The 24208-nt window shown below is 68.2% G+C and carries 24 protein-coding genes, 2 tRNA genes and 1 pseudogene; 15 read left to right on the top strand and 12 right to left on the bottom strand.

Annotation, left to right across the window (positions count from 1 at the left end):
• Positions 1 to 167: 167 nt before the first annotated feature.
• Positions 168 to 512: a winged helix-turn-helix transcriptional regulator gene (locus ACIREO_RS31585; protein ID WP_404116373.1), complete on the bottom strand. Its 345-nt coding sequence runs from the start codon at positions 510 to 512 to the stop codon at positions 168 to 170.
• A 155-nt stretch (positions 513 to 667) separates the two neighbouring features.
• On the opposite strand from ACIREO_RS31585, the gene ACIREO_RS31580 reads away from it, so the two are divergent.
• Positions 668 to 1279: an FMN-dependent NADH-azoreductase gene (locus ACIREO_RS31580; RefSeq protein WP_404116371.1), complete on the top strand. Its 612-nt coding sequence runs from the start codon at positions 668 to 670 to the stop codon at positions 1277 to 1279.
• A gap of 235 nt (positions 1280 to 1514) precedes the next feature.
• Here the strand turns inward: ACIREO_RS31580 and ACIREO_RS31575 are convergent.
• Positions 1515 to 1597, bottom strand: a tRNA-Leu gene (locus ACIREO_RS31575).
• A 314-nt stretch (positions 1598 to 1911) separates the two neighbouring features.
• Between ACIREO_RS31575 and ACIREO_RS31570 the strand changes: the two genes are divergently transcribed.
• The 6 genes from ACIREO_RS31570 (at position 1912) to pknB (ending at position 9933) form a co-directional block, all read left to right on the top strand.
• The gene (locus tag ACIREO_RS31570) at positions 1912 to 2772 is read left to right on the top strand and encodes an FhaA domain-containing protein (protein ID WP_404116369.1); all 861 of its coding nucleotides are present in this window, start codon (positions 1912 to 1914) and stop codon (positions 2770 to 2772) included.
• 10 nt (positions 2773 to 2782) lie between these two features.
• Positions 2783 to 3298, top strand: coding sequence for an FHA domain-containing protein (locus tag ACIREO_RS31565; RefSeq protein ID WP_404116367.1), 516 nt, complete (start codon positions 2783 to 2785; stop codon positions 3296 to 3298).
• 129 nt (positions 3299 to 3427) lie between these two features.
• Positions 3428 to 4909: a Stp1/IreP family PP2C-type Ser/Thr phosphatase gene (locus tag ACIREO_RS31560; protein WP_404116365.1), complete on the top strand. Its 1482-nt coding sequence runs from the start codon at positions 3428 to 3430 to the stop codon at positions 4907 to 4909.
• 21 nt (positions 4910 to 4930) lie between these two features.
• Positions 4931 to 6331 carry an FtsW/RodA/SpoVE family cell cycle protein gene (locus ACIREO_RS31555; RefSeq protein WP_404116363.1) on the top strand — a complete coding sequence of 467 codons (1401 nt, stop codon included), beginning with the start codon at positions 4931 to 4933 and terminating at the stop codon, positions 6329 to 6331.
• A complete protein-coding gene (locus ACIREO_RS31550) occupies positions 6328 to 7782 on the top strand; it encodes a peptidoglycan D,D-transpeptidase FtsI family protein (RefSeq protein ID WP_404116361.1) in 1455 nt (484 codons plus the stop codon). The genes ACIREO_RS31555 and ACIREO_RS31550 overlap by 4 nt, the downstream gene beginning before the upstream one ends.
• Positions 7783 to 7953: 171 nt before the next feature.
• Positions 7954 to 9933: a Stk1 family PASTA domain-containing Ser/Thr kinase gene (pknB, locus tag ACIREO_RS31545; protein WP_404116359.1), complete on the top strand. Its 1980-nt coding sequence runs from the start codon at positions 7954 to 7956 to the stop codon at positions 9931 to 9933.
• A gap of 139 nt (positions 9934 to 10072) precedes the next feature.
• On the opposite strand, the gene ACIREO_RS31540 is transcribed toward pknB, so the two are convergent.
• The 5 genes from ACIREO_RS31540 to ACIREO_RS31520 all read right to left on the bottom strand — a co-directional run bounded on the left by ACIREO_RS31540 (position 10073) and on the right by ACIREO_RS31520 (position 13883).
• On the bottom strand, positions 10073 to 10801 hold the full coding sequence (locus tag ACIREO_RS31540; RefSeq protein ID WP_404116357.1) for a class E sortase: 729 nt from the start codon (positions 10799 to 10801) through the stop codon (positions 10073 to 10075).
• Between the two features lie 36 nt (positions 10802 to 10837).
• Positions 10838 to 12196, bottom strand: coding sequence for a class E sortase (locus ACIREO_RS31535; protein ID WP_404116355.1), 1359 nt, complete (start codon positions 12194 to 12196; stop codon positions 10838 to 10840).
• Positions 12193 to 12831: an aminodeoxychorismate/anthranilate synthase component II gene (locus tag ACIREO_RS31530; protein ID WP_404116353.1), complete on the bottom strand. Its 639-nt coding sequence runs from the start codon at positions 12829 to 12831 to the stop codon at positions 12193 to 12195. The genes ACIREO_RS31535 and ACIREO_RS31530 overlap by 4 nt, the downstream gene beginning before the upstream one ends.
• Positions 12828 to 13016 carry a hypothetical protein gene (locus ACIREO_RS31525; protein ID WP_124277875.1) on the bottom strand — a complete coding sequence of 63 codons (189 nt, stop codon included), beginning with the start codon at positions 13014 to 13016 and terminating at the stop codon, positions 12828 to 12830. Before ACIREO_RS31525 ends, ACIREO_RS31530 begins: the two co-directional genes overlap by 4 nt.
• Before the next feature lie 141 nt (positions 13017 to 13157).
• Positions 13158 to 13883, bottom strand: coding sequence for a DUF881 domain-containing protein (locus ACIREO_RS31520; RefSeq protein WP_404116351.1), 726 nt, complete (start codon positions 13881 to 13883; stop codon positions 13158 to 13160).
• A gap of 178 nt (positions 13884 to 14061) precedes the next feature.
• Between ACIREO_RS31520 and crgA the strand changes: the two genes are divergently transcribed.
• Positions 14062 to 14316: a cell division protein CrgA gene (crgA, locus tag ACIREO_RS31515; RefSeq protein ID WP_404116349.1), complete on the top strand. Its 255-nt coding sequence runs from the start codon at positions 14062 to 14064 to the stop codon at positions 14314 to 14316.
• 243 nt (positions 14317 to 14559) lie between these two features.
• Here crgA and ACIREO_RS31510 read toward each other — a convergent pair whose 3' ends face one another.
• Both ACIREO_RS31510 and ACIREO_RS31505 read right to left on the bottom strand, forming a co-directional pair.
• Positions 14560 to 15462 (bottom strand): rhomboid family intramembrane serine protease, encoded by a 903-nt coding sequence (locus ACIREO_RS31510; protein WP_404116347.1) that lies wholly within the window; start codon positions 15460 to 15462, stop codon positions 14560 to 14562.
• Between the two features lie 154 nt (positions 15463 to 15616).
• The gene (locus ACIREO_RS31505) at positions 15617 to 16144 is read right to left on the bottom strand and encodes a peptidylprolyl isomerase (RefSeq protein ID WP_404116345.1); all 528 of its coding nucleotides are present in this window, start codon (positions 16142 to 16144) and stop codon (positions 15617 to 15619) included.
• A gap of 348 nt (positions 16145 to 16492) precedes the next feature.
• Here ACIREO_RS31505 and ACIREO_RS31500 point away from each other — a divergent pair, with 348 nt between their 5' ends.
• Positions 16493 to 17215 (top strand): DUF5324 family protein, encoded by a 723-nt coding sequence (locus ACIREO_RS31500; RefSeq protein ID WP_404116343.1) that lies wholly within the window; start codon positions 16493 to 16495, stop codon positions 17213 to 17215.
• A gap of 134 nt (positions 17216 to 17349) precedes the next feature.
• Here the strand turns inward: ACIREO_RS31500 and ACIREO_RS31495 are convergent, their stop codons facing one another.
• Positions 17350 to 17685, bottom strand: coding sequence for a cupin domain-containing protein (locus tag ACIREO_RS31495; protein WP_404116341.1), 336 nt, complete (start codon positions 17683 to 17685; stop codon positions 17350 to 17352).
• A 72-nt stretch (positions 17686 to 17757) separates the two neighbouring features.
• Between ACIREO_RS31495 and ACIREO_RS31490 the strand changes: the two genes are divergently transcribed.
• A complete protein-coding gene (locus tag ACIREO_RS31490; protein ID WP_404116339.1) occupies positions 17758 to 18690 on the top strand; it encodes a GlxA family transcriptional regulator in 933 nt (310 codons plus the stop codon).
• Positions 18691 to 18708: 18 nt separating this feature from the next.
• On the opposite strand, the pseudogene ACIREO_RS31485 reads toward ACIREO_RS31490, so the two are convergent.
• Positions 18709 to 18852, bottom strand: a pseudogene (locus ACIREO_RS31485) (IS630 family transposase); the annotation flags it as partial.
• Positions 18853 to 18865: 13 nt separating this feature from the next.
• On the opposite strand from ACIREO_RS31485, the gene ACIREO_RS31480 reads away from it, so the two are divergent.
• The 3 genes from ACIREO_RS31480 (at position 18866) to ACIREO_RS31470 (ending at position 21428) form a co-directional block, all read left to right on the top strand.
• The gene (locus tag ACIREO_RS31480; RefSeq protein WP_404116413.1) at positions 18866 to 18991 is read left to right on the top strand and encodes a hypothetical protein; all 126 of its coding nucleotides are present in this window, start codon (positions 18866 to 18868) and stop codon (positions 18989 to 18991) included.
• A 383-nt stretch (positions 18992 to 19374) separates the two neighbouring features.
• A complete protein-coding gene (locus ACIREO_RS31475; RefSeq protein WP_404116337.1) occupies positions 19375 to 21027 on the top strand; it encodes an ATP-binding cassette domain-containing protein in 1653 nt (550 codons plus the stop codon).
• A 62-nt stretch (positions 21028 to 21089) separates the two neighbouring features.
• Positions 21090 to 21428 (top strand): hypothetical protein, encoded by a 339-nt coding sequence (locus ACIREO_RS31470; protein WP_404116335.1) that lies wholly within the window; start codon positions 21090 to 21092, stop codon positions 21426 to 21428.
• Between the two features lie 474 nt (positions 21429 to 21902).
• On the opposite strand, the gene ACIREO_RS31465 is transcribed toward ACIREO_RS31470, so the two are convergent.
• Positions 21903 to 21975, bottom strand: a tRNA-Ala gene (locus ACIREO_RS31465).
• A gap of 170 nt (positions 21976 to 22145) precedes the next feature.
• On the opposite strand from ACIREO_RS31465, the gene ACIREO_RS31460 reads away from it, so the two are divergent.
• The gene (locus ACIREO_RS31460) at positions 22146 to 22694 is read left to right on the top strand and encodes a helix-turn-helix domain-containing protein (protein ID WP_404116333.1); all 549 of its coding nucleotides are present in this window, start codon (positions 22146 to 22148) and stop codon (positions 22692 to 22694) included.
• Between the two features lie 101 nt (positions 22695 to 22795).
• The gene (locus ACIREO_RS31455) at positions 22796 to 24205 is read left to right on the top strand and encodes a serine/threonine protein kinase (RefSeq protein ID WP_404116331.1); all 1410 of its coding nucleotides are present in this window, start codon (positions 22796 to 22798) and stop codon (positions 24203 to 24205) included.
• Positions 24206 to 24208: the final 3 nt, after the last annotated feature.

The raw sequence follows: 24208 nt of genomic DNA, 5'->3' as shown, positions 1-24208 counted from the left end.
CTGCGGTCGACGGTACAGCCGTCCCGTGACAGCCGTCTGCCCCTGTCGACAACTCGGTGGTCGGCCTGTGGACAACATCTTGGAGCAGCCGGGCACCACATCTTCGCCCGGACCGGCAGACCCGTGGCACGTAGGGTCAACAGCGGGCCGACCCGTGGCACGAAGGGTCAACAGCCCCCTGGGCCTGCCAGATAGGCGTCCGCCCACCGCCCGAGCTCCTTGAGAGCGGGCTCCATGGCTGAGCCGGCCTCCGTCAGCCGGTACGCCACGCGCAGCGGGGGCCCCTCATCGACCTGGCGCACCACGAGGCCGGCCGCCCCCAGTTCGGTCAGCCGGTCCGAGAGCATCCGCTCACTGATGCCTGGAATCGCCCGCCGCAGATCCGCGAAGTACACCGGCCGCTGCATCAGCACCGAGACGATCGGGCCTGTCCAGCGCTTCCCGAACAGCTCGAAGACGCGGGTGATGCTCCCATCCACCTGCCGACAGGCCTTCTCGTCGTGATCCGCCATGCCCTCAGAGTACTGCGCCACAGTTCGGGGCTTATGAAAAGTAAGGAACTATGTTATTAATAGGTACGTACTGAAAGACCGATCGCGCCCGCTGCGCCCGTGGGCACCGTCCGCGGGCCGACGCCGAGCCGCCACCGACTCCCCCGGAGATTCCCATGGCCACGCTTCTGCACCTCGACTCCGCCGTCTTTCCCCAGGGCTCCACGTCTCGCGAGGTCACCGCCGCCTTCGTCGCGGCCTGGCGTGAGCAGCACCCCGACGGTGAAGTCGTCTACCGAGACCTCGCGGCCGCCCCTCTCCCCCACCTGGACGCCTCGGCAGTGGCCGCGGGCGCCGAGGACACCCTGCGGGGGGAACTGGCAGCCGAACTCGCCGCCGCGGACGCCGTACTCATCGGCGCACCGATGTACAACTTCTCCATCCCGTCCACCCTCAAGGCATGGCTTGACCAGGTGATCATCGTCGGCCACAACGCGGGTCCGGACAGTCCCGTCGCCGGCACGCCGGTCACCGTCGTGGCCAGCCGTGGCGGTTCGTACGCCCCCGGCACCCCGCGCGAGGAGTTCGAGTTCGTCCAGAACTACCTGGAGAAGGTGCTGACGGGCATGCTGGGAGCCGAAGTCGACTTCATCGTCCCGGAGTTGACGCTGGCGCACTCGAAGCCCGAGATGGCAGAGCTCATCCCCCTCGCTGACGCCTCCCGCAGCCAGGCCTTCAGCGACGCGGCAGAGAAGGCCAAGGCTCTCGCAGCGCGCCTCGCCGTCTGACACAGACCCTGACGGACGGCCCGCACGAAACACCTCTTTGGTGCGGATCCGACGTTTCACGTGAAACAGCAGCCGCCTCGACCCAGACTTCCGCACCGGGTGCGGACTTCATCACAGCACCTGGTGGCCGGACACGGCGCCCGGTGGTCCGCACAACGAAGAACCCCCGCCCCGGATCTCTCCGGTGCAGGGGTTCTGTCGAACCAACCCGGCAGTCGCAAGCGACTGCCCGTTGTGCGCGAGGGGGGATTTGAACCCCCACGTCCCTAAGGACACTGGCACCTGAAGCCAGCGCGTCTGCCGTTCCGCCACTCGCGCATAAGTGGTGTTTCGAGGCTCTCTCACCGAGTGGTACGAGCGCCTGGCGACAACCGAAGATTAGCACGCTGGACAGGGTGGATTCACATCCGTTGTTTCGCCGGACTCACGACGGGAACCGGGAACGCGGAAAGCCCGGCCCCACTCCTCCTGAGTGCACCCGGAGTGCGGGACACTGTCAGGAGGGCACCTCTACGATCCGTGTGAGAGGTGACACTCATCCACTGTGCAGACAAGGGGAACCAGCCGATTTCCCCACGCGTGGATACGATCAGTAAGCAGTACAGGGATGACGACACCGGAGGAGGTGCCCCATGGGAGTCATGAAGCGTTTCGAGCAGCGTCTCGAAGGTCTGGTCAATGGCACCTTCGCCAAGGTTTTCAAGTCCGAGGTGCAGCCGGTCGAGATCGCGGGAGCACTCCAGCGCGAGTGCGACAACAACGCGTCGATCTGGAACCGTGAGCGAACCGTTGTGCCCAACGACTTCATCGTCGAGCTCAGCACTCCGGACTACGAGCGGCTCAGTCCGTACTCCGGCCAGCTGGGGGACGAACTGTCCGGCCTCGTACGTGACTACGCCAAGCAGCAGCGGTACAGCTTCATGGGACCGATCAAGGTCCATCTGGAGAAGGCGGAAGACCTCGACACGGGTCTCTACCGCGTACGCAGCCGGACCCTGGCGTCGAGTTCGTCACAGCAGGGCCAGCAGAGCGGTCCCGCTCCCCACGCCCAGCAGAACCGCCCCGCCGCCCCTCAGGGGCCGGGCGGTTACGGTTACCCGCCGGCTTCCGCTCCTCCCATGCCCCCGACTCCGCCGCCGGGCGCCGGGCGCCCCGGAGGCCCTTCCAGCGACTGGCGCCCGCCGGCCGCATCCGGACCCATGCCGGATGCTCAGGTGAGGCGCTGGATCGAGATCAACGGCACCCGCCATCAGATCTCCCGTCCGACGTTGGTGATGGGACGAAGCACCGATGCCGACGTGCGGATCGACGACCCCGGCGTATCCCGCCGGCACTGTGAGATCCGGACCGGAACGCCCTCGACGATCCAGGATCTAGGGTCTACCAACGGCATCGTGGTAGACGGACAGCACACCACCCGCGCTACGCTCCGCGACGGCTCGCGGATCGTCGTGGGCAGCACCACCATCGTTTACCGGCAAGCCGAAGGGTGAAGCGGGGGCAATGTCAGAGCTGACCCTGACGGTCATGCGGCTAGGTTTCCTAGCTGTTCTGTGGCTATTCGTAATCGTGGCCGTCCAGGTCATTCGCAGCGACCTGTTCGGTACGCGCGTCACGCAGCGCGGCTCACGCCGCACTGCCGGTGACGCCCGTCCGCAGCAGGCGCGCCAACAGCAAGCAGCGCCGCCTCAGCAGCGCCAGCAGTCCGGGCGCCAGCGCCGCGGAGCACCCACAAAGCTGGTCGTCTCCGAAGGCACGCTCACCGGCACCACCGTCGCGCTCCAGGGCCAGACCATCACCCTGGGCCGGGCGCACGATTCAACGATCGTGCTGGATGACGACTACGCGTCCAGCAGGCATGCCAGGATCTACCCGGACCGTGACGGCCAGTGGATCGTCGAGGATCTCGGGTCCACCAACGGCACCTATCTCGACCGGACCCGGCTCACCACCCCGACACCTGTTCCGCTGGGCGCGCCGATCCGCATCGGCAAGACCGTCATCGAGCTGCGGAAGTAGTACGACAATGAGCGAGCGGAGCGAGCGAGCCGCCGCGGTCCTGACGACGGACCCGGCCCGGCTCCCGACCGGAGGGTGGGCAGTGTGGCTCGAGACCGGCTGTACCCCGAGCCGACGGGCGAGGTGCGCATGAGCTTGTCCCTGCGCTTCGCCGCCGGATCGCACAAGGGCATGATCCGGGAAGGCAACGAGGACTCCGGCTACGCCGGTCCCCGCCTTCTCGCCATCGCCGACGGCATGGGCGGCCAGGCGGCCGGAGAGGTCGCCAGCTCCGAGGTGATCTCCACGCTCGTCCAGCTCGACGACGACGTCCCGGGCTCCGACATCCTGACCGCGCTCGGTACGGCGGTCCAGCGGGCCAACGACCAGCTGCGCGTCATGGTCGAGGAGGACCCCCAGCTGGAGGGCATGGGCACCACGCTCACGGCCCTGCTCTGGACCGGACAGCGCCTCGGCCTCGTCCACGTCGGCGACTCCCGTGCGTACCTGCTGCGCGACGGCGTACTGACGCAGATCACCCAGGACCACACCTGGGTGCAGCGCCTCGTCGACGAGGGCAGGATCACCGAGGAAGAGGCCACCACCCACCCGCAGCGTTCCCTGCTGATGCGAGCCCTGGGCAGCGGCGACCATGTGGAGCCCGACCTCTCCGTCCGGGAGGTCCGCGCCGGTGACCGCTATCTGATCTGCTCGGACGGACTCTCCGGCGTCGTCTCCCACCAGACGATGGAAGAGACCCTGGCCAGCTACCAGGGCCCGCAGGAGACCATCCAGGACCTCATCCAGCTCGCCCTGCGCGGCGGCGGGCCCGACAACATCACCTGCATCGTCGCCGACGTCCTGGACGTCGACAGCAACGACAGCGTGGCCGGGCAGCTCAACGACACCCCGGTCATCGTCGGCGCGGTCGCCGAGAACCAGGCCGCCCAGGCGAACGACGGCCGCGCCATGGAGACACCGGCGGGCCGTGCGGCCGGCCTCGGCCGCCCCGTGCCGCCGCCCTCCGGAGGCTTCGGCCCCCCTGGCAGCGGCGACGACATGGGCTACGGCTCCGGCCCGGACGACGCCTTCACCTCGTACACCGACGACGACTTCGTGAAGCCGCGCGGCCGCCGCAGGTGGCTGAAGCGGTCGCTCTACATCGTGCTCGCGCTGGCCGTCATCGGTGGTGGCGTCTACGGCGGATACCGCTGGACCCAGACGCAGTTCTACGTGGGCGCGAAGGACGACAACGTCGCGCTGTACCGCGGAATCAGCCAGGACCTCGCCTGGGTGTCGCTCTCGAAGGTCGAAGAGGACACCGAGATCGAACTGAAGTACCTCCCGCCCTACTGGCGCAACAAGGTCGAGGCGACCATCTCCCAGGGCAACCTCACCGATGCCCGCAAGAAGATCAGCGAGCTCGACGCCCAGGCCTCCGCCTGCAAGAAGGACGCGCAGCGACGCGCGGCCGAGGCGGACGCCAACGCCGCCAAGGAGCAGGGCGAAGCCGCCGCCGACAGCACGTCCGCAACGTCTCCCGCCAAGGAGACCAAGACCGCGACTCCCACTCCCGGCCCCAGCCTCTCGGAGGAAGAGAACAAGCTGGCCCAGCAGTGCGGTAAGCAGTAAGCCGTAGGGGGCCTTCAGCACATGAGCGTTGTCACAAACACGACCACCATCGGCGCGATCGACGCACCGAGCCGCCGTAACACCGAGCTGGTTCTGGTTGCCTTCGCCGTTCTGATCTCGGTTTTCGCCTACGCCAACGTGGGCCTCGCCCTCAACGGCGAACTGCCCGCCGGCATGCTCGGCTACGGGCTGGGACTCGCGCTGCTCGGCGGGGTGGCGCACCTGGCCGTGCGCAGATTCGCCCCGTACTCGGATCCGCTGCTGCTTCCGCTGGCGACCCTGCTGAACGGGTTGGGTCTGGCATTCATCTGGCGGCTGGACCAGTCGGAGCGGTTCCAGGCGCTCAAGACGTTCGCACCGGCCGCCTCCAAGCAGCTGATGTTCTCAGCGGTCGGTGTGGCCCTGCTGGTCGTCGTCCTGATCGTCCTCAAGGACCACCGCATCCTGCAGCGCTACACCTACATCTCCATGCTGGTCGCGCTGTTCCTGCTGATCCTGCCGATGTTCTTCCCCGCCGTGAACGGTGCCAAGATCTGGATCAACATCCCCGGCGTCGGCACGATCCAGCCGGGGGAGTTCGCCAAGATCATCATTGCGGTCTTCTTCGCCGGCTATCTCATGGTCAAGCGTGACGCACTGGCCCTGGCCAGCCGCCGTTTCATGGGGCTCTACCTGCCCCGTGGCCGTGACCTCGGGCCGATCCTGATGGTCTGGGCGTTCTCGATCCTGATCCTGGTCTTCGAGACCGACCTGGGATCCTCGCTGCTGTTCTTCGGCATGTTCGTCGTCATGCTGTACGTCGCCACGGAGCGCACCAGCTGGATCGTCTTCGGACTCCTGATGTCCGGCGCGGGCGCGGTCGGTGTGGCCACGTTCGAGAAGCACGTCCAGGACCGCGTCACGGCCTGGCTCGACCCCTTCGCGGGCTGGGGAGAAATCGCCGCCAGCGAGCAGATGGCCAAGTCCCTCATGGCGTTCGGCTCGGGCGGCACCCTCGGCACCGGCCTCGGCCAGGGCAACTCCGACCTGATCGGATTCGCCGCCAACTCCGACTTCATCCTCGCGACCGTCGGCGAGGAACTCGGCCTGGCGGGCATGATGGCCGTCCTGCTCGTCTACGGCCTGATCGTCGAGCGCGGTGTCCGTACGGCGCTCGCCGCCCGCGACCCCTTCGGCAAGCTCCTCGCGATCGGCCTCTCCGGTTCCTTCGCCATCCAGGTCTTCGTCGTCGCCGGCGGTGTCATGGGGCTCATCCCGCTGACCGGTATGACCATGCCGTTCCTCGCGGCCGGTGGTTCGTCCGTCATCGCCAACTGGGCCCTCGTCGGGATCCTGATCAGAATCAGCGATACGGCCCGGCGCCCCGCCCCGGCCCCCGCACCATCCCCGGACGCCGAGATGACACAGGTGGTCCGACCGTGAACAAGCCGCTCCGCAGGATCGCGATCTTCTGCGGCATCCTCGTCCTGGCCCTGTTGGTCCGCACCAACTACGTCCAGTACGTGCGTGCCGACGAGCTCAACGCGAACGAGCACAACCGCCGCGTCCAGATCGAGCGCTACGCCCATGAGCGCGGCAACATCATCGTCGACGGCGAACCCGTCACGGGCTCGGTCGAGACCACGGACAGCGACTTCAAGTACAAGCGCGTCTGGAAGAACGGCCCCATGTGGGCACCCGTCACCGGGTACTCCTCGCAGGCTTTCGACTCCTCGCAGCTGGAGAGCATCGAGGACGGCATCCTCACCGGCAACAGCGACGACCTGTTCTTCGACCGCACCCTGTCGATGTTCACCGGCGAGAAGAAGACCGGCGGGAACATCGTCACCACCCTCGACGGCGCCGCCCAGAAGGCCGCCTTCGAGGGTCTCGGCGACAAGAAGGGCGCCGTCGCCGCGCTCGATCCGCAGACCGGCGCCGTCCTGGCACTGGCCAGCACACCCTCGTACGACCCCTCGGTCTTCGCGGGCAACTCCATGAAGGACTCGGACGCCCGGCAGAAGCTCCTGAAGGACGAGGACAAGCCGATGCTGAACCGGGCCCTGCGGGAGACCTACCCGCCGGGCTCTACGTTCAAGGTCGTCACGGCCTCCGCCGCGCTGGAGAACGGTCTCTACACCGACATCGACGCGAAGACGGATTCCCCTCTGCCCTGGCGGCTCCCGCAGTCGTCCAACCTGCTGCAGAACGAGGGCAACATCCCCTGCAAGGACGCCTCGCTCCGGGTGGCCCTGCGCTATTCCTGCAACACCGTCTTCGGCAAGATGAGCGACGACCTCGGCAACGAGAAGATGATCGAGCAGGCCGACAAGTTCGGCTTCAACAAAGAGGTCTTCACGCCGGTCCGGGCCGACGCCAGCGTCTACCCGAAGGACAACCCGCCGCAGAACGCCATGGCGGGCATCGGCCAGGCGTCCAACCGCACGACTCCGCTCCAGATGGCCATGGTGGCGTCCGCGATCGCCAACGACGGCAAGCTCATGCAGCCGTACATGGTCGCCCAGCGCCAGGCGCCGAACCTGGACACCATCTACACGCACGAGAAGGAGCAGCTCAGCCAGCCGCTCTCGGCGGAGAACGCCCAGAAGGTGCAGCAGATGATGGAGACCGTGGTCAAGGAGGGCACGGGAACCAACGCGCAGATCGACGACGTCACTGTCGGCGGCAAGACGGGTACCGCGCAGCACGGCCTCAACAACAGCGAGAAGCCGTACGCCTGGTTCATCTCGTACGCCAAGACCGACAGCGGCTCCCCGGTCGCCGTCGCCGTGGTGGTCGAGGACGGCAACGCCAACCGGGACGACATCTCCGGCGGCGGCCTGGCCGCTCCGATCGCCAAGAACGTGATGAAGGCGGTACTCGACGGAAAGTAGTGACACCCGTCACAACTTCTGTCCACACCAGCACATTGGGATACCGGTCGGATATCAGCTGACGGGTGCGGGCCGATCACGCCGGGAGCGCCCGGTAGCGTATGCGCGAACAGCGCACCGCCGGACCACACACGGGTGCGGTCGGGACTGACGGAGAGGGCTGGATCAGTTATGGAAGAGCCGCGTCGCCTCGGCGGCCGGTACGAGCTGGGCTCGGTGCTCGGCCGTGGTGGCATGGCCGAGGTCTACCTCGCGCATGACACCCGGCTCGGCCGCACCGTCGCTGTGAAGACACTGCGGGCCGACCTCGCCCGCGACCCGTCTTTCCAGGCACGGTTCCGCCGTGAGGCCCAGTCCGCCGCCTCGCTCAACCACCCCGCGATCGTCGCCGTCTACGACACCGGCGAGGACTACGTCGACGGGGTCTCCATCCCGTACATCGTGATGGAGTACGTCGACGGGTCCACGCTCAGAGAGCTCCTGCACTCCGGCCGCAGGCTGCTGCCGGAGCGGACCCTCGAAATGACGGTCGGGATCCTCCAGGCGCTGGAGTACTCGCACCGCGCCCAGATCGTCCACCGCGACATCAAGCCGGCGAACGTCATGCTGACGCGCACCGGCCAGGTCAAGGTCATGGACTTCGGCATCGCCCGTGCCATGGGCGACTCCGGCATGACGATGACCCAGACCGCCGCGGTCATCGGCACCGCCCAGTACCTCTCTCCGGAGCAGGCGAAGGGCGAACAGGTCGACGCGCGGTCCGACCTGTACTCCACCGGCTGCCTGCTCTACGAGCTGCTCGCGGTCCGGCCGCCGTTCGTCGGTGACTCGCCGGTAGCGGTCGCGTACCAGCACGTGCGTGAGGAGCCGCAGCCTCCGAGCAACTTCGATCCCGAGATCACGCCCGAGATGGACGCCATCGTCCTGAAGGCGCTGACCAAGGACCCCGACTACCGCTACCAGTCGGCCGACGAGATGCGCGCCGACATCGAGGCCTGCCTCGACGGTCAGCCGGTCGCGGCCACGGCGGCCATGGGCGCGGCGGGTTACGGCGGGTACGACGCCTACAACAACGACCAGCCCACCACCGCCCTGCGGGCGGCGGACCAGGGCGGTGGCCAGACGTCCATGCTCCCCCCGGTCAATCCGGACGACGGCGGCTACGGCTACGACGACCGCCCGGGCCGCCGACGCCAGAAGAAGAGCAACACCTCGACGATCCTCCTGGTCGTAGCCGGCATCCTGGTGCTCATCGGCGCGATCCTGATCGGCCGTACGGTCTTCAGCTCCAGCGGCGGCAACAACAGCACGTTCGACGCGCCGAACATGGTCGGCTCCACGCTCGCCGAGGCGCAGAAACTCGCGGACAACGCCGATGTCGAGCTGAAGGTCGGTTCCAAGGAGCCCTGCGAGAAGCAGGAGAAGGACAAGATCTGCAGCCAGAGCCCGGGCCCCGACGAAAAGATGGAGTCGGGCGAGACCGTGACGGTCGTCGTCTCCACCGGCGCCCCGAAGGTCGAGGTCCCGGACGTCCTGGAGAAGTCCGAGGACAGCGCCCGCAAGAAGCTGGAGGACGAGGGCTTCACGGTGAACGTCAAGACCGCCGAGTCCGAGAAGACAGTGGACACGGTCATCTCGCAGGACCCCGAGGGCGGTTCGAAGGTCGAGAAGGACACCGAGGTCACGATCACCGTGGCCAAGGAGGCGACCGAGCCGATGCCCGATGTGCGCACCCGCTCCTACGACGCGGCTGTGGCACAGCTGAACGCCCTCGGGTTCACCAACGTGTCGAAGCAGGACGTCGACTCGGAGGAGGCCGCCGGGACCGTCGTCGAGCAGACGCCCACAGGTCCGAGCAAGCAGGCCAAGGACGTCCAGATCGTCCTCAAGGTCTCCAAGGGCCCGGCTCAGCCCGAGCAGGTCACCATCCCCGGTGACATCGTCGGCAAGCGGTTCCAGGATGCGAAGGGCACGCTCGAAGGCCTGGGTCTCGTGGTCGCACTCGCGCCCAATTCTTCCGACAAGCCCAACGCCATGGTGATGCAGGCCGACCCAGGGCCCAACTCCCAGGTCGACAAGGGTGGCACGGTCACCCTCACCACCATCGGTGGTACGGACGGCGGCAACCCCTTCGACGGCCTGGGGGGCTGACCCGCCCGGCGCCGCAGTCGCGGACAGACACAGGGCCCCGGTCACCTCTACGGTGACCGGGGCCCTGTGCTTTCGTCCGTGGTGCCGGGCGGGACTGTACGGACAACGGCCCGAGGGCTGTCCCGATCCCGGACAGCCCTTAGCGCAGCTCCGCCGGCTTCGTACGGTCGCGGTCCACCTTCTCGGTCCTCACCAGCTCACCCCACACGATGTAGCGGTACTTCGACGTGTAGACGGGGGTGCACGTGGTCAGCGTGATGTAGCGGCCGGCCTTCTTCACGCCCGACTCCTTGGGCACCGGGGCGATCGCGTCGACGTCGAACTTCGACGTCTGGGGAAGCTCCGCGAAGACCTTGTAGACGTACCAGGTGTCCTTGGTCTCGAAGACGACCGCGTCGCCCTTCTTCACCTTGTCGATGTTGTGGAACTTGGCGCCGTGCCCGTCCCGGTGCGCGGCGAGCGCGAAGTTGCCCTGGGCGTCCTTGGGCAGGGCCGACTTCACGGGGTCCGTGTAGTAGCCGGCGATCCCGTTGTTGAGCGTCCCGGTGTCGGTGCCCTTCTTGACCAGCACCTCGCCGTTCTTCATGGCGGGGACGTGGAGGAAGCCGATGCCGTCCCTGGTGTCCAGCGCTCCGGGACCTCCCGCCCAGCGGTCGCGGACGGTGTTGCCCTGCTTGTCCGCCTCACGGTCGGCCAGAACGTTGGTCCACCACAGCGAGTAGACGACGAACAGGCCCAGCACCAGCCCCGCGGTGATCAGCAGTTCGCCGAAGAGGCTCACCGCCGTCGCGACGGGATGGCGGCTTCTGCGCCGCACCGGGGCCGCCGGCTCGTCGGTGCGCTCTTCGTGATCGGTCCTCGCTGCCACCGCACCCGTCCCTGTCGTGATGTCGTCCAGCCCGCGTCAGCCGACGAGCGCGTCGGGCTTCCCCTTGCTGCGCGGCCGTTCGTCGACCATTTTGCCCCACACGATCATTCGGTACGTACTCGTGAACTCCGGGGTGCACGTCGTCAGCGTGATGTACCTGCCCGGGCCGGTGAAGCCGGAACCCGGGGGCACTTCGTCGATCACGGCCACATTGGACGGCGACGTCTGCGGAAGAATGCTGGTCATCTCGTACGTGTAGTAGGCGTCCTGCGTCTCGACCACGATCGGATCGCCCGGTTTCAGCTTGTTGACGTAGCGGAACGGTTCACCGTGGGTGTTGCGGTGGCCGGCCACCGCGAAGTTCCCCTGCTCGTCCGAAGGCATCGCGGTCTTCAGCTTGCCCTCGCCGTAGTGACCGATCATGCCGCGGTCGAGGACCTTCTCCTTGCTGATGCCCTCGGCGATCGGCGCGACGACGTCCAGCTTGGGGATGTGCATGATGGCGAACCCCTGACCGGGCTCGAAGGCCCCCGGGCTGCGCTCGCCGTGGGCCCAGTCGTCCTGGATCTTGCTCGTCTCCCGGCCGGCGATCTGGTCGGCGCGGACGTTGGTCCACCACAGCTGGTACGTGACGAACAGCAGCATCAGCACCCCGAAGGTGATGAACACCTCGCCGACGACCCTGCTGGCCACCACGGCCGGGCTGTCCTTGGCGGCACGGGCCGCGCGCCGGGCCTCCAGCCGTGACATCGGGACCGCGGGCTCCGTCGTGGCGGACCCCGTGGCGGGCCGAGGCTCGCTCCGACGTCTTCCACGCCCCTTGGCCGCCCGCCGGCGCTCGGCCCTTCCTCCCGTCGACGGCGGTTCGGAAGCGGACTCCGAAGTGCCGGATCCGGTCGGCTGTGACGCGCTCCGTGTGTCGGCGGTCCGCAGAGCGACGGTCTCGTCACTCAGGACCGGACCGGCATCGGTGACGGGCGGCGCGGGGTCCGGAAGGACGTCGGTGCCTGCCTGCACGGGGGCCGGATCGGGTGCGGGCCGCGCCGGAGGAGGCGCCCCTTGGCCGGATATGACCGCCACCCCCTGGACAGTGCCGGCGGTGGGGGCTGTTTCCGGCCCCTGATGCCCGTACCAGTCCCTCTGATAGCCCTCAGGGTCATACCACTCGGCCGCCGGCTCCGCGGGCCCCTCAGCCGCCGCCTGAGGCGCCTGCCGCGTCCCGTCGTCGCCCTGGGCGCTCTCCGCCCGGAACCAGGGCGAGGTGTGCTGCCCCGGCAGCGGGTCGTTCAGCGGGTCCGCGAGCTTCTCCACCGCCGCCTCGAACATGCCGTCGGGCTCGTACGCTCCCTGCGCGTACGGGCCGTCCTGCCCGGCAGGGGGGCGGGGTGAGGTCACGCGGCGGCCTTGCCCACCACCGGGGCGAGCCCCGCCGATCTCCCGACCGCGCCCTCGTCACCGCACTGCGCAAGCCAGTTGGCGAGCATCAGGTGACCGTGCTCCGTGAGCACCGATTCGGGGTGGAACTGCACGCCCTCCACCGCCTGTTCGCGGTGGCGCAGCCCCATGATGATGCCGTCGGCGGTGCGTGCGGTGACCTCGAGCTCGGGCGGGACCGTCGCGGGCTCGGCGGCCAGCGAGTGGTAGCGCGTCGCGGTGAACGGGGACGGCAGACCGGCGAAGACGCCCTTGCCCTCGTGCAGCACGGGTGAGGTCTTGCCGTGCAGCAGTTCCGGCGCCCGGCCCACCACACCGCCGTACGCGACGGCCATCGACTGCATCCCCAGGCAGACCCCGAAGACCGGGATCCCGCTCCGCGCGCAGTGGTGCACCATCTCGATGCAGACACCGGCCTGTTCGGGAGTGCCGGGGCCGGGCGACAGCAGGACCCCGGCGAAGCCGTCGTCGGCATGGGCCGTCGTCACCTCGTCGTTGCGCACCACTTCGCACTCGGCGCCGAGCTGGTAGAGGTACTGGACGAGGTTGAAGACGAAGCTGTCGTAGTTGTCGACGACGAGAATGCGTGCGCTCACTGACCGGACCCCGCTCCGCTGGTGCCTTCGCCGTCCACCGTCACATCACCGAACGGGAGCAGTGGCTCCGCCCAGGGGAAGACGTACTGGAAGAGCGCGTAGACAACGGCCAGGGCCAGCACGAGCGAGATGAAGCCCCGCACCCATGCGTTGCCCGGCAGATGCCGCCAGATCCAGCCGTACATGCTGTTGCCTCCATTCGGTACGGCACCAGACTAAACGGCCGGGGCACAGGCGTGGGTCAGCTGTGGAAAGCCGCTTGTACGGACGTCCGTCACAGTCCCGCGCGTGCCTCACGGAGACAGCCGGCCGGGGCCTCCCGCGGGCTACTCCACAGGCTGTGCGTAATGGAGGTCGACGGTGCCCGAATAGCCGGGAAGCCTCAGCTTGTCGTCCTCCTCGACCTTCCACCCCAGCCCGTACGCCTTCACATACAGCTGGTAGTTCTGGATCGCCGTGGAGTCGTTGAGCGCCTGCCTCAGCTTCCCCCGGTCACCGACGGCGGTCACCTTGTACGGAGGGGAGTAGACGCGCCCCTGGAGGATCAGTGTGTTGCCGACGCAGCGCACAGCGCTGGTCGAGATCAGCCGCTGGTCCATCACCTGGATCCCCCGGGCTCCGCCTTCCCAAAGGGCATTGACGACGGCCTGGAGATCCTGCTGGTGGATGACCAGGTCGTTGGGCTGGGGCTCGGGGTATCCGGGGTTGGCGGTGGCGTCGGCCGGGGCGTCGTCCAGCGTGACGGAGAGCGCCTCACCGGTGACCTCCGTGGTCCCTGCGGCCTTCTCCAGCGCGTCGAGCTCGGCGTCCTCGGCGCGGGTGCTCCCGTCGTCGCGCCGGGCGAGGGTGTCGATGTCCGCACGGACGGAAGCGGTCGATTCGTCCAGCTCCGCGTTGTTGTCACTGCGCTGCTGAATGAGATCGGAGAGCTTCAGCAGGGAGGAGTCGGTCCGGATATCGGTCCCCTTGGCCGTATTGGCACTGGTGACGAAGATCAGTCCGGCCAGTGCGAAAACGGCAGCGGTGAGGCCTTGGACCGGCCATCGGGACATGCGCCCGGCCGGACCTCGAGGAGAGTCGGCAGAATTGCTCAACGTACCCTTATCTCCTTAGGCGCCACGGAAGCACTACGCTAACGGACGCCCCGGGGAGGCAGCATTCCCCCTCGCGCCCCGGCGCAAGCCACAGATCCCTGCGCGGTCACGCAGCGCATCGACAGGAGAGTCCCTCGTGCCGAAGTCACGTATCCGCAAGAAGGCAGACTTCACGCCGCCGTCGGCGAAGCAGTCGACGAGCATAAAGCTGACCAACCGCAGTTGGGTGGCGCCGGTGATGCTGGCGCTCTTCCTGATCGGTCTGGCCTGGATCGTGGTCTTCTACGTCACCGAGGGCGATCTGCCGATCGACGCTCTCGGCAACTGGAACATCGTCGTGGGCTTCGGCTTCATCGCAGGCGGATTCGGCGTCTCCACTCAGTGGAAGTAGCTCTGCCCTGAAGTTACCCACAGAGTTATCCACAGGTAGGGGAAAAGGTCAGACGATCTGTGGATAACCTCCCTCGAAGTTGACGCCGGTGTGACTACACGCTTACGCATCGCGGGAGGGTACGCCCCTTGTCCTGCCTGGTAAAACCCGGTTCAGCGACAAGGGGCACACCTGTTCCCCACGTCATGCACAAGATCCGGCACACTCTGTGGACAACCGCACCCCTGGAACAACTGTTTCCGCTCAGGTGAGCACAGCAGTCCTGACGAGGACGGCCACCACGACCGCCACGAGGACCAGCGCGCAGGCGCCGTACTGCACGAGATTCCGGCGCTCACGCGGTGCGTGGACCATGGCGATGGCGATCAGCGCGCCGGCGACCAGTCCACCGACATGCGCCTGCCAGGCGATCCCGCTCCAGGCGAAGGTGAAGATCAGGTTCACCACGAGCAGCGCGATGACCGGGCGCATGTCGTAGTTCATCCGGCGCATCAGCACGGCCGTGGCACCCAGCAGGCCGAAGACGGCACCCGAGGCACCGAGCGAGCCCTGTGCGGGGTCAGCGATCCAGTAGGTGAGAGCACTGCCCGCGAGCCCCGACAGCAGGTAGAGCGCGAGGTAGCGGGCACGGCCCAGCGCGGCTTCCAGCGGCCCGCCGAGCCACCACAGCCCCAGCATGTTGAACGCGATGTGCCACACCTCCTGGTGCAGGAACATCGACGTCACCAGCCGGTACCACTGCCCCTCCGCCACGCCTTCGAGACCGGTCGACGGATCGCCCGAGTAGGCACGGCCGAAGAGCAGGAGATCGTCGAGCAGCGAGCGGCCGACGACAGAGACCGCGATGAAGACGGCGAGATTGATACCGAGCAGGATCTTGGTGACCAGTCGGGGATCGGCGGCCACGTTTCCGCCCGCCAGGGTCCGCGGACGGTTCACGGCGGGGTGGTGGCCCTTGCCCGACCCATCACGGACGCATTCCGGGCAGTGGAAGCCCACCGATGCTTCGATCATGCAGTCCGTGCAGATCGGCCTCTCGCACCGCGTGCAGCGGATTCCCGTCTCCCTGCCCGGATGCCGGTAACACGTGGGCGGCCCGCCCGCGGCCGCGGACCCGTCCTGCTCTTCCGGCGGCTGCTGGTCCATCGGTCACGGCCCCTTCGGTCCTCGTCCGTACAGGGGGCACACATGCGACGGCCCCGCTCGCCCGTTATGTAACAGTACGGACGAGCAGGGCGGTTGGTTCCCCGCAGGGCGGCGGCCTGTCAGGTCAGCGGCCCAGGAGACGGCCGCCTGCGGGTCAGCGCGTCTCGATGACGACCGACTCGATCACCACGTCCTGGAGAGGACGGTCGGTGCGCGGGTTGGTCGGAGCCGCGGCGACGGCGTCCACGACCTTCTTGCCCGCCTCGTCGGCGACCTCACCGAAGATCGTGTGCTTCCGAGTCAGCCAGGCCGTGGGCGACACGGTCACGAAGAACTGCGAACCATTGGTGCCAGGACCGGCGTTGGCCATCGCCAGCAGGTACGGCTTGTCGAATGCGAGGTCCGGATGGAACTCGTCTCCGAACTCGTATCCAGGGCCGCCCGTGCCATTGCCCAGCGGGTCACCGCCCTGGATCATGAAACCGCCGATGACGCGGTGGAAGACAGTGCCGTCGTACAGCTTGTCGGTGGACTTCCGGCCGGTCTCCGGGTTGGTCCACTCACGCTCACCCTTGGCGAGCTCGACAAAGTTCTTGACCGTCTTGGGCGCGTGGTTCGGCAGCAGCCGGATCTCGATATCGCCCAGATTGGTCTTCAAAGTGGCGTAAAGCTGCTCGGCCACGATCTGCCTTCCGTAAGTCTTCGCTGATGACCACCGATCCTCGCACGGTGCAACTGCTCCAGAGTGCGGTCACAGCACCCGGAAAGGCGGCACTCACCTTGTTGCCCGTTTTCCTGCACCTTTCCCACACTTCCTGCGGGATAAATGCGGCCAAGTGCCCGACGACACGGAGCGCGCCGACACGAACCGTGGCAAGGTCGGCGACACGCTCCCCTTGCACGGTATTGCCCGAGAATGACGTTCATGACCCGGATGCCCGTCCCGCCTGGCGCCCTAGGCACCAGCGGGCATGATTTCGAGTTGGGTGGATAGGCGGAGTACCTACCCGCCACCAATGAGGAGGATCCCGTGACCCGCATCGACAGCGTGCGCGCCGCAACCTACTCGGCGAAGGACAGCGCGCAGCACGCCGCGGAAGTGGTGGCGCCTTACGCCGACACGGCCAAGGAACAGGCCACGCACTACGCGTACGAGGCTCGTGCGCGGCTCGCACCCAAGGTGTCGAAGGCAGCAGCGCAGGCCCGCGTCCAGTACGGCACGCATCTCGCACCACGTATCGAACAGGCGCTGACCCATATGCCCCCCAAGGTTGACGAGGCAGCGCACAAGGCCGCCGTCCGGACCCGCAGCGCCGCCCGCACTGCGGCGGACTACACCGTGCCGCGCGTCGAGTACGCCGTGGCGGCGAGTCGGCCCATGGCCGAGCAGGCCACCGCCCGCAGCACTGCGGCGCTGGCCGCCCTCCGTGGCCAGGTGACCGCCAAGGAGATCCAGAAGCTCGTCAGGAAGCACGAGCGACGGGCCAAGGCAGGCCGGGCGGTCAAGGGTTTCCTCGTGCTGGGCGCTCTGGCCGGCGGAGCGTTCGCCGCCTGGAAGTGGTGGGACAAGCAGGCCAACCCGGACTGGCTGGTCGAGCCGCCCGCCCCCACCGAGGTGCCCGACGACCGCGCCCCTCTGACCTCGGTCGACGGCAGCGGCTCGACCGTGCTCGACCCGGAGGTCCGCGCCAAGCAGGACGACGCCGAGACCGGTTCGGAGGCGGACGGCGCCAAGCGCGACGACCAGCGCTGACCCGGACTGCCCCGGGAACGACGCCCGAGAGGGGCGTCGGAAGACCTTGAGGTCTTCCGACGCCCCTCTCTGTTTCACGTGAAACCGACTCCTACCCCGCAACCGAACCAGACACTGAACCTAACGAAGCACCACTAGCCCTCAGGGTAGAAGAGGAACAGCGTGCAGCCCGTGGTGGTCGAGGGCACGTGCCACGACCCGGCCGGGGCGTGCAGGAACGTGCCGGCCGGGTAGTCGCGTGCTCCGTCGTTGAAGGTGCCGGCAACCACGTAGACCTCCTCCGGGCCGGGTGCGTGAACGTCGCGGCGTGGCCAGGAGGTACCCGCCTCCATCTCCAGCACGTTGGCGTGCGCGCCGGCCGGCCCCCGCCACAGAGGACGCAGCCGGATGCCGGGGAACAGCTCACGGACCGGGGAATCGTCGACAGAGACGGAGGTGTAGCCCTCCTGCGTAAGGATCTCGGGGTGCATGCCTGCAACAGTGCCGCGAGTGGGTCTCGACGAGACAGAGTCTGCGCCGACACCGTGGGGTACTTTCGTGCCATGCATCGCGTGGTAGCCCTGGTACGGCCGGTGCAGTCGACGTTCGAACTCGGCTGCGCCGTCGAGGTCTTCGGCACGAAGCGCCCAGAGATGCCACAGCACTACCGATTTGAGACGTGCACGGAGACGCCCGGCCCAGTGCCGACCACAGGCGGGTACGCGATGTCCGTGTCACAGGACTTATCGGCGCTCGACACAGCGGACACCGTGATCATCCCGGGCTGGCTGCCGGTGGAAGAGCCGCTGTCCGATCCCGTACGCCGAGCGCTGCTGCGGGCGCACGCGCGCGGGGCACGGCTGGTCACGATCTGCTCCGGGGTGTTCGCGCTGGCCCGCACCGGACTGTTGGACGGCCGCTCGGCCACCACGCACTGGGCGCGCGCCGAGCAGCTGCGACGCGAGTTCCCCCGGGTGCGCGTGGAGCCGGACAGACTCTATGTGGATCACGGCGACGTCGCTACCAGCGCCGGAGCGGGAGCGGGGTTCGACCTGTGCCTGCATCTGGTCCGGCACGACCATGGGGCGGCGTACGCGGCCCTGCTCGCGCGGCACATGGTGCTGCCGCCGCATCGCGAGGTCGGCCAGACGCAGCACGCACCGCCTCCACCGCCCAGGGACGCGCTCAACGGCCTGCTCAAGTGGGCCGACGAGCGCCTTGGGACAGCGTCGGTAGACGACCTGGCCGCTTACCTCGGCGTCTCGCCCCGCACCCTGGCCCGCCGCTTCGCCAAGTGGTTCGGCACAAGTCCGGGTGCATGGCTGCTCTCCCGACGGGTGGCCGCGGCACGCACTCTGCTGGAGGAGACGGACCTTCCGGTCGAGGCGATCGCGGCCCGCGTCGGCCTCGCCTCCGCGGTCAACCTACGCCGCCGCTTCCGCGTCCGGACGGGCACGACCCCGGGCGCCTACCGGCGGGCGTTCAGGGCCTCGTGATCCGGCGGACACGGCCTGGTGACCTGAGTCGGAGATTCGCTGGCAGCAGGTCGCGACCTTGTCGAGGATCTCGTCGGCGGTCTTGGTCCAGATGAAGGGCCGTGGGTGGTCGTTCCAGTCCGCGACCCAGGCCCGGATGTCGCGTTCGAGTGCTTGGACGGAAGGCTTTCGGGTCGTGGTGGGGCTGCAAGCGCTCGCCACCGGTGAGAGCGCATACATCGGAGGCGACCACGCCCGCCCCATGCACCTCGCCCTCGGCGATTCGGCCATCACGGAACAGCACGCCCAGCCCGCGCCGTAAGGGTCCGTTCACCCTGCATCGCCCGCAGGCCGTGCGCTTGCACGGAACCCGGACCGGCTCAAACACGTGTGTTCGAAAGCGCCGCTCGCGTCGTTGACTCCAATATCACCCAGAACGGCGTCAACTACCTTGTTGGAGGGACGCAGTTGACCACTGCCGACATCACAAGTGCGACCCACTCAAAACCCCCGCCACCGCCTCCGGCGGACCTCACGTACAGCGGGCAGTACAGCGTCAACCCCCTGGGCGAGGTCTCGTTCCCAGACCTCTGCTCAAGGCTCCCCTCAGTCCTTCGGCGCGTCGCCCGTACGGCGTGGATCATCGACCGCCGGGCGGTCCTCCTGCTCCTGGGGTGTCAAGTCATCACTGGGATCTCGGCGGCCGTGCTCCTCACCGGGGCCGCCCGTGCCATGCAGGTGATCCTCGGCACCGGAGCCGTCTCGCACCGCCTACGGGATGCGCTGCCCGCACTCCTCGTCGTGGCCGGAGCGGCCGCTCTCGCTCGTGTCTCCAGCGCGCTGTCCACGTACGCCGACCGACGTCTCACCCCGCCGGTCACCACCCACGCGGACACCGCGCTCGTCGAAGCGGTGTGCCTCGTGGAGGCATCCGCGCTCTCCGGCGAGGGCTTCTCGGACCGCCACGAGGCAGCGGAGATGGGCGTGGTCCGCAGCCACGTGATGATCAACGACGCCCAGCGGTTCATGTCCGCCCTGGTACGCATGCTCACCGCGAGCGGCGTGCTGTCGATCCTCAACCCTCTGATGCTGCCCCTGCTCGTCCTGGCCGTGCTGCCCGCCGGCATCGGCGCGATCATGGCCGCCCGGGTCGACTACGAGGTCCACTACGCGAACGTCGCCGACCGAAACTCCCGCTCGATGATGCGGTGGTGGGCCACCACGTCGAAGTACGCCGATGAGGTCCGCGCCAACGGCATGACCTCCTACCTGCTCTTCTGGTACCGCTCCCTGTCCGAGCGCATCGACGGCCGCACCCTGGCTGCCGCCCCCCGCACTCTGCGGATCACCCTGGGCACCTCGCTGCTCGGGGGCGTCTTCCTCACCGCCACGTGGGCCGGACTCGCCTGGCTCGCCGTGACCGGCCGCGTCAACCTCGCTATCGCCGCGACCGCGCTTGTCGCAGTGCAAACGACGTTGGCCGCCCTGTCCCAGGTCGTCATCAACGGCGCCGCCCTGTTCCACACCAGCCTCTACCTGACGGACATGCAGACCTTCCTCGACGACGCGGCGAAGAAGGCCCCGCACCGCGGCGACACCGCCGTTGCGGCACCCGTGGAGGAGGTCCGCCTCGACGAGGTGGTCTACCGCTACCCCGGCAAGGAAACGCCGGCGGTCGACCACGTCTCGCTGACCCTGCGGCGCGGCGAGATCCTGGCCATCGTCGGGGAGAACGGATCGGGGAAGTCCACACTCACCCGTCTCATCACCGGGATCTACCTGGCCGACAGGGGGCGGGTGCTGTGGAACGGTGACGACCTCGCCTCCGTAGACCCGGAATCCGTATGGCGCTGCACAGGGCTGGTACCGCAGATCTTCGCGCAGTGGCCGCTACGGGTCCGCGAGAACGTCACGCTGGGACAGCCGCGCACCTTCGACGACGTCGCCGTGTGGGACGCGATCGACGCCGTCGGCCTGCGCGAAGCGGTCGAGGAACTGCCTCACGGCCTGGACACCCTGCTCGCCCGCGAGGTGTGGGGCGGCTCGGAGTTCTCCGGCGGCCAGTGGCAGCGCGCGGCCTGCGCCAGGGCCCTCTACCGCCGTCCGCCGCTGCTGATCCTGGACGAGCCGACCTCGCAGATGGACCCGCGAGGTGAGCACGACATCTTCGAGGAGATCAAGGCCATCGCCGCGGACCGCATCACCATCGTCGTGACGCACTGCCTGGAGAACACCCGGATCGCGGACCGGATCATCGTCATGGACCACGGCCGCATCATCGAACAGGGCCGATACGACGACCTCGCCGACGGCGGCGGCCTCTTCGCCGAACTCGTCGCCCTGGCCAAAGACCGGTAACCCGTCGAACGCGAAGCACACCCACGGGCCCCCACCGCCACGAACGAGGAGCGCCACCACCTATGCAGAGCGACACGTGGAACATCATCGATGCCTTGGCTGCCCGCTTCACCGCTCACGACATGGAGCGCGGCCTGCCGCTGGAAGAGCAGTGGACGCTCCAGGTACTGAAGATCTCCGAGGAGACCGGGGAAGCCGCACAGGCCGTTATGGGTGCCCGCGGGTTCAACCCACGAAAGGGCAACAGCCACACGTGGAAGGACGCCCAGGCCGAAATCGCGGACGTGGTCATCACCGGCATGGTCTCCTTGGCCCGAATGCGGCCCGACGATGCCGTCGACTTCCTCCACCAGCAACTTGTAGCCAAAGCCGCCAGGTTCCTTCCCGCAGAACAGACCTGAAGGATCGAGCAGGGCGAGCCGCCCGGCCTCCAGGTCGTTGACCCAGTCCTGAACCATCTCTCGGCGGATGGTGCCCTCACCGTCTTCCACGGGTAGGGACCGAACCAGGGCGTCATATTGGCGCGTATCCGCGTCTTGTACTTGCTGCGGGTGTCTCCCTGAATGCCGGTGCGCCGGTCGACGTAGGCGAGCGCGAAGGGCTCGAACATCGTCTCCTTGCGGCGCCGGTCCGCAACGAAACCGTGGCCTCGGGTCCAGCCGGGCCGCCACTGCTCAGCGTGCGCCTTGACGAGGTCGCGGAACTTCTCAGCGGACTTGATGTCGTCGAACGACTCCGACTCCCGCCTGCCAGTACGGGCACCGGCTGTGCGCCGGCGGACGACGAACGTCGATGTACCCACCATGTGCCCACCTGCGGCAACGAGAAAGCCCCTCTGACTCGCGTTTCCGCAGGTCAGAGGGGTTTGGGGAGCGTGGAGCCTAGGAGATTCGAACTCCTGACATCTGCCTTGCAAAGGCAGCGCTCTACCAACTGAGCTAAGGCCCCGAAAACCAGACACCACGGGACATACCCGTGACGCGGCGTCCTTCGCAGAACAGAGTACCGGGTGACCCCCCGAATCCTGCAAAAGGATTGGGGCTCCCGGCCCGCAACGGCTCTCCGTAAGATGCACGACGAGGTTCGCAGCAGCGAAGCCGCAGCGAAGGGGAGACGCAATGGACGCAGCGCAGCAAGAGGCGACGGCTAGAGCCCGGGAGCTCCAGCGCAGCTGGTACGGAGAGCCGCTCGGGGCGCTCTTCCGCAGGCTGATCGACGACCTCGGCCTCAACCAGGCACGCCTCGCGGCGGTGCTCGGGCTGTCCGCCCCCATGCTCTCCCAGCTGATGAGCGGGCAGCGCGCCAAGATCGGCAATCCCGCGGTCGTCCAGCGGGTCCAGGCACTTCAGGAGCTCGCCAGCCAGGTGGCGGACGGCAGCGTCAGCGCGGGAGAGGCCACCGACCGGATGGAAGAGATCAAGAAGTCGCAGGGCGGTTCGGTCCTGACCAACACGGCCCAGACCTCCAGCACGGGCGGGGCCCCCACCGTGCGGCGCGTGGTCCGCGAGATCCAGTCGCTGCTGCGGTCGGTCTCGGCGGCCGGAGACATCATCGAGGCGGCGGACTCCCTCGCCCCGGCCCACCCCGAGCTGGCAGAGTTCCTCAGGGTGTACGGAGCGGGACGCACCGCGGACGCGGTCGCGCACTACGAAGGCCACCAGAGCTAGTACGGAATCCAGGGCCTGGGCCGCCCCTGGGCGGCAGAGCCGTGGCAGTATCCCGACAGCCGGGGCACGAACCGAACGGGAACGGGAGCGGGCGCAGCGCAATGGGTGAGGTCTTCGCTGGTCGGTACGAGCTGGTCGATCCGATCGGACGTGGTGGGGTCGGCGCCGTCTGGCGCGCATGGGACCACCGGCGCCGCCGGTATGTGGCGGCCAAGGTCCTGCAGCAGAGCGACGCACACACGCTGCTGCGCTTCGTCCGTGAGCAGGCACTGCGGATCGAGCATCCGCATGTTCTCGCCCCGGCCAGCTGGGCCGCCGACGACGACAAGGTCCTGTTCACGATGGACCTGGTCAGCGGCGGGTCGCTCGCCCATGTCATCGGCGACTACGGCCCGTTGCCCCCTCGATTCGTGTGCCTCCTGCTCGATCAGCTGCTGTCCGGGCTGTCCACGGTGCACGCCGAGGGAGTGGTGCACCGCGACATCAAACCGGCCAACATCCTGATGGAGGCCACCGGTACGGGCCGGCCGCATCTGAGGCTCTCCGATTTCGGCATCTCGATGCGGAAGGGCGAGCCGCGGCTGACGGAGACCAACTACGTGGTGGGCACGCCCGGTTACTTCGCGCCCGAGCAGATGATGGGAGCGGAGCCCGACTTCCCGGCGGACCTGTTCGCCGTCGGTCTCGTCGCGCTCTATCTGCTGCAGGGCCAGAAGCCGGACTCCCAGGCGCTGATCGAGTACTTCGCCGCGCACGGCACCCCGGGCGCGCCCCAGGGTGTGCCGGAGCCCCTGTGGCAGGTTCTCGCCGGTCTGCTGCAACCGGACCCGCACACCCGTTTCCGTACGGCCACCGGTGCGCGCAAGGCGCTGACGGCAGCGGTGGAGATGCTGCCGGAACCCGGTCCGGACGACGACCGGGTGGAGGTGTTCGACCAGATCGGCCCGCTGCCCGCCGGCTTCGGCCCTGACGGGCCCGCCGCCGCCCCCGAAGCGCCCGGCAACGGGCCACAGAAGCCCGCGCAGGCGGCCGGCGGCACACCGCCCGCCCCTCAGCCCTCGCAGCAGCCGTACGCGCCGCAGGGGCCCGGACAGCAGCCTTACGCTCCTCCGCAGGGCGCGCCGGGCCAGCAGCCTTACGCGCAGCCCTCGTCGATGTCGGAGACGGGCAGCTTCCATCTCGCTCCGCCTCCACAGCATCCCGCGCCGATCCCGCACCCGGCGGAGCCGCAGACGCCGTCCACCCCGCTTCCGGCCCACGCGGCGTCCCCCTACGCCTCCGGTGCCGCCCCGGGCCTCGCCCAGGCCGCCACGTCCGCGGCGCCGTACGGGACCGCGCCCACGCACGCCTACACGGCCCAGCACCCGCAGGCGCCCCAGGGCGTCTCGCCGGCCGCGCCGAGGACGTCCCCCGCCAAGCGGCCGGGACCGCCCCCGAAGGTGACGGTCCCGGTGCTGGTCGTGGCCCTGATCTGCTTCGCGGTGGGGATCTGGGCACTCACACAGGCCTGAGGG

Source organism: Streptomyces sp. NPDC102441 (assembly GCF_044765585.1).
In the GTDB taxonomy this organism is placed as follows: domain Bacteria; phylum Actinomycetota; class Actinomycetes; order Streptomycetales; family Streptomycetaceae; genus Streptomyces.
The sequence above is the reverse complement of the archived record's forward strand: the minus strand, read 5'-3'. Positions and strand labels throughout refer to the sequence as shown.

Bases quoted from the DNA above. Each gene is read 5' to 3' on its own strand.
- ACIREO_RS31585 (WP_404116373.1), bottom strand. From the start codon at position 512: ATGGCGGATCACGACGAGAAGGCCTGTCGGCAGGTGGATGGGAGCATC.
- ACIREO_RS31580 (WP_404116371.1), top strand. From the start codon at position 668: ATGGCCACGCTTCTGCACCTCGACTCCGCCGTCTTTCCCCAGGGCTCC.
- ACIREO_RS31570 (WP_404116369.1), top strand. From the start codon at position 1,912: ATGGGAGTCATGAAGCGTTTCGAGCAGCGTCTCGAAGGTCTGGTCAAT.
- ACIREO_RS31565 (WP_404116367.1), top strand. From the start codon at position 2,783: ATGTCAGAGCTGACCCTGACGGTCATGCGGCTAGGTTTCCTAGCTGTT.
- ACIREO_RS31560 (WP_404116365.1), top strand. From the start codon at position 3,428: ATGAGCTTGTCCCTGCGCTTCGCCGCCGGATCGCACAAGGGCATGATC.
- ACIREO_RS31555 (WP_404116363.1), top strand. From the start codon at position 4,931: ATGAGCGTTGTCACAAACACGACCACCATCGGCGCGATCGACGCACCG.
- pknB (WP_404116359.1), top strand. From the start codon at position 7,954: ATGGAAGAGCCGCGTCGCCTCGGCGGCCGGTACGAGCTGGGCTCGGTG.
- ACIREO_RS31525 (WP_124277875.1), bottom strand. From the start codon at position 13,016: ATGTACGGCTGGATCTGGCGGCATCTGCCGGGCAACGCATGGGTGCGG.
- ACIREO_RS31520 (WP_404116351.1), bottom strand. From the start codon at position 13,883: ATGTCCCGATGGCCGGTCCAAGGCCTCACCGCTGCCGTTTTCGCACTG.
- ACIREO_RS31510 (WP_404116347.1), bottom strand. From the start codon at position 15,462: ATGGACCAGCAGCCGCCGGAAGAGCAGGACGGGTCCGCGGCCGCGGGC.
- ACIREO_RS31495 (WP_404116341.1), bottom strand. From the start codon at position 17,685: ATGCACCCCGAGATCCTTACGCAGGAGGGCTACACCTCCGTCTCTGTC.
- ACIREO_RS31490 (WP_404116339.1), top strand. From the start codon at position 17,758: ATGCATCGCGTGGTAGCCCTGGTACGGCCGGTGCAGTCGACGTTCGAA.
- ACIREO_RS31470 (WP_404116335.1), top strand. From the start codon at position 21,090: ATGCAGAGCGACACGTGGAACATCATCGATGCCTTGGCTGCCCGCTTC.
- ACIREO_RS31460 (WP_404116333.1), top strand. From the start codon at position 22,146: ATGGACGCAGCGCAGCAAGAGGCGACGGCTAGAGCCCGGGAGCTCCAG.
- ACIREO_RS31455 (WP_404116331.1), top strand. From the start codon at position 22,796: ATGGGTGAGGTCTTCGCTGGTCGGTACGAGCTGGTCGATCCGATCGGA.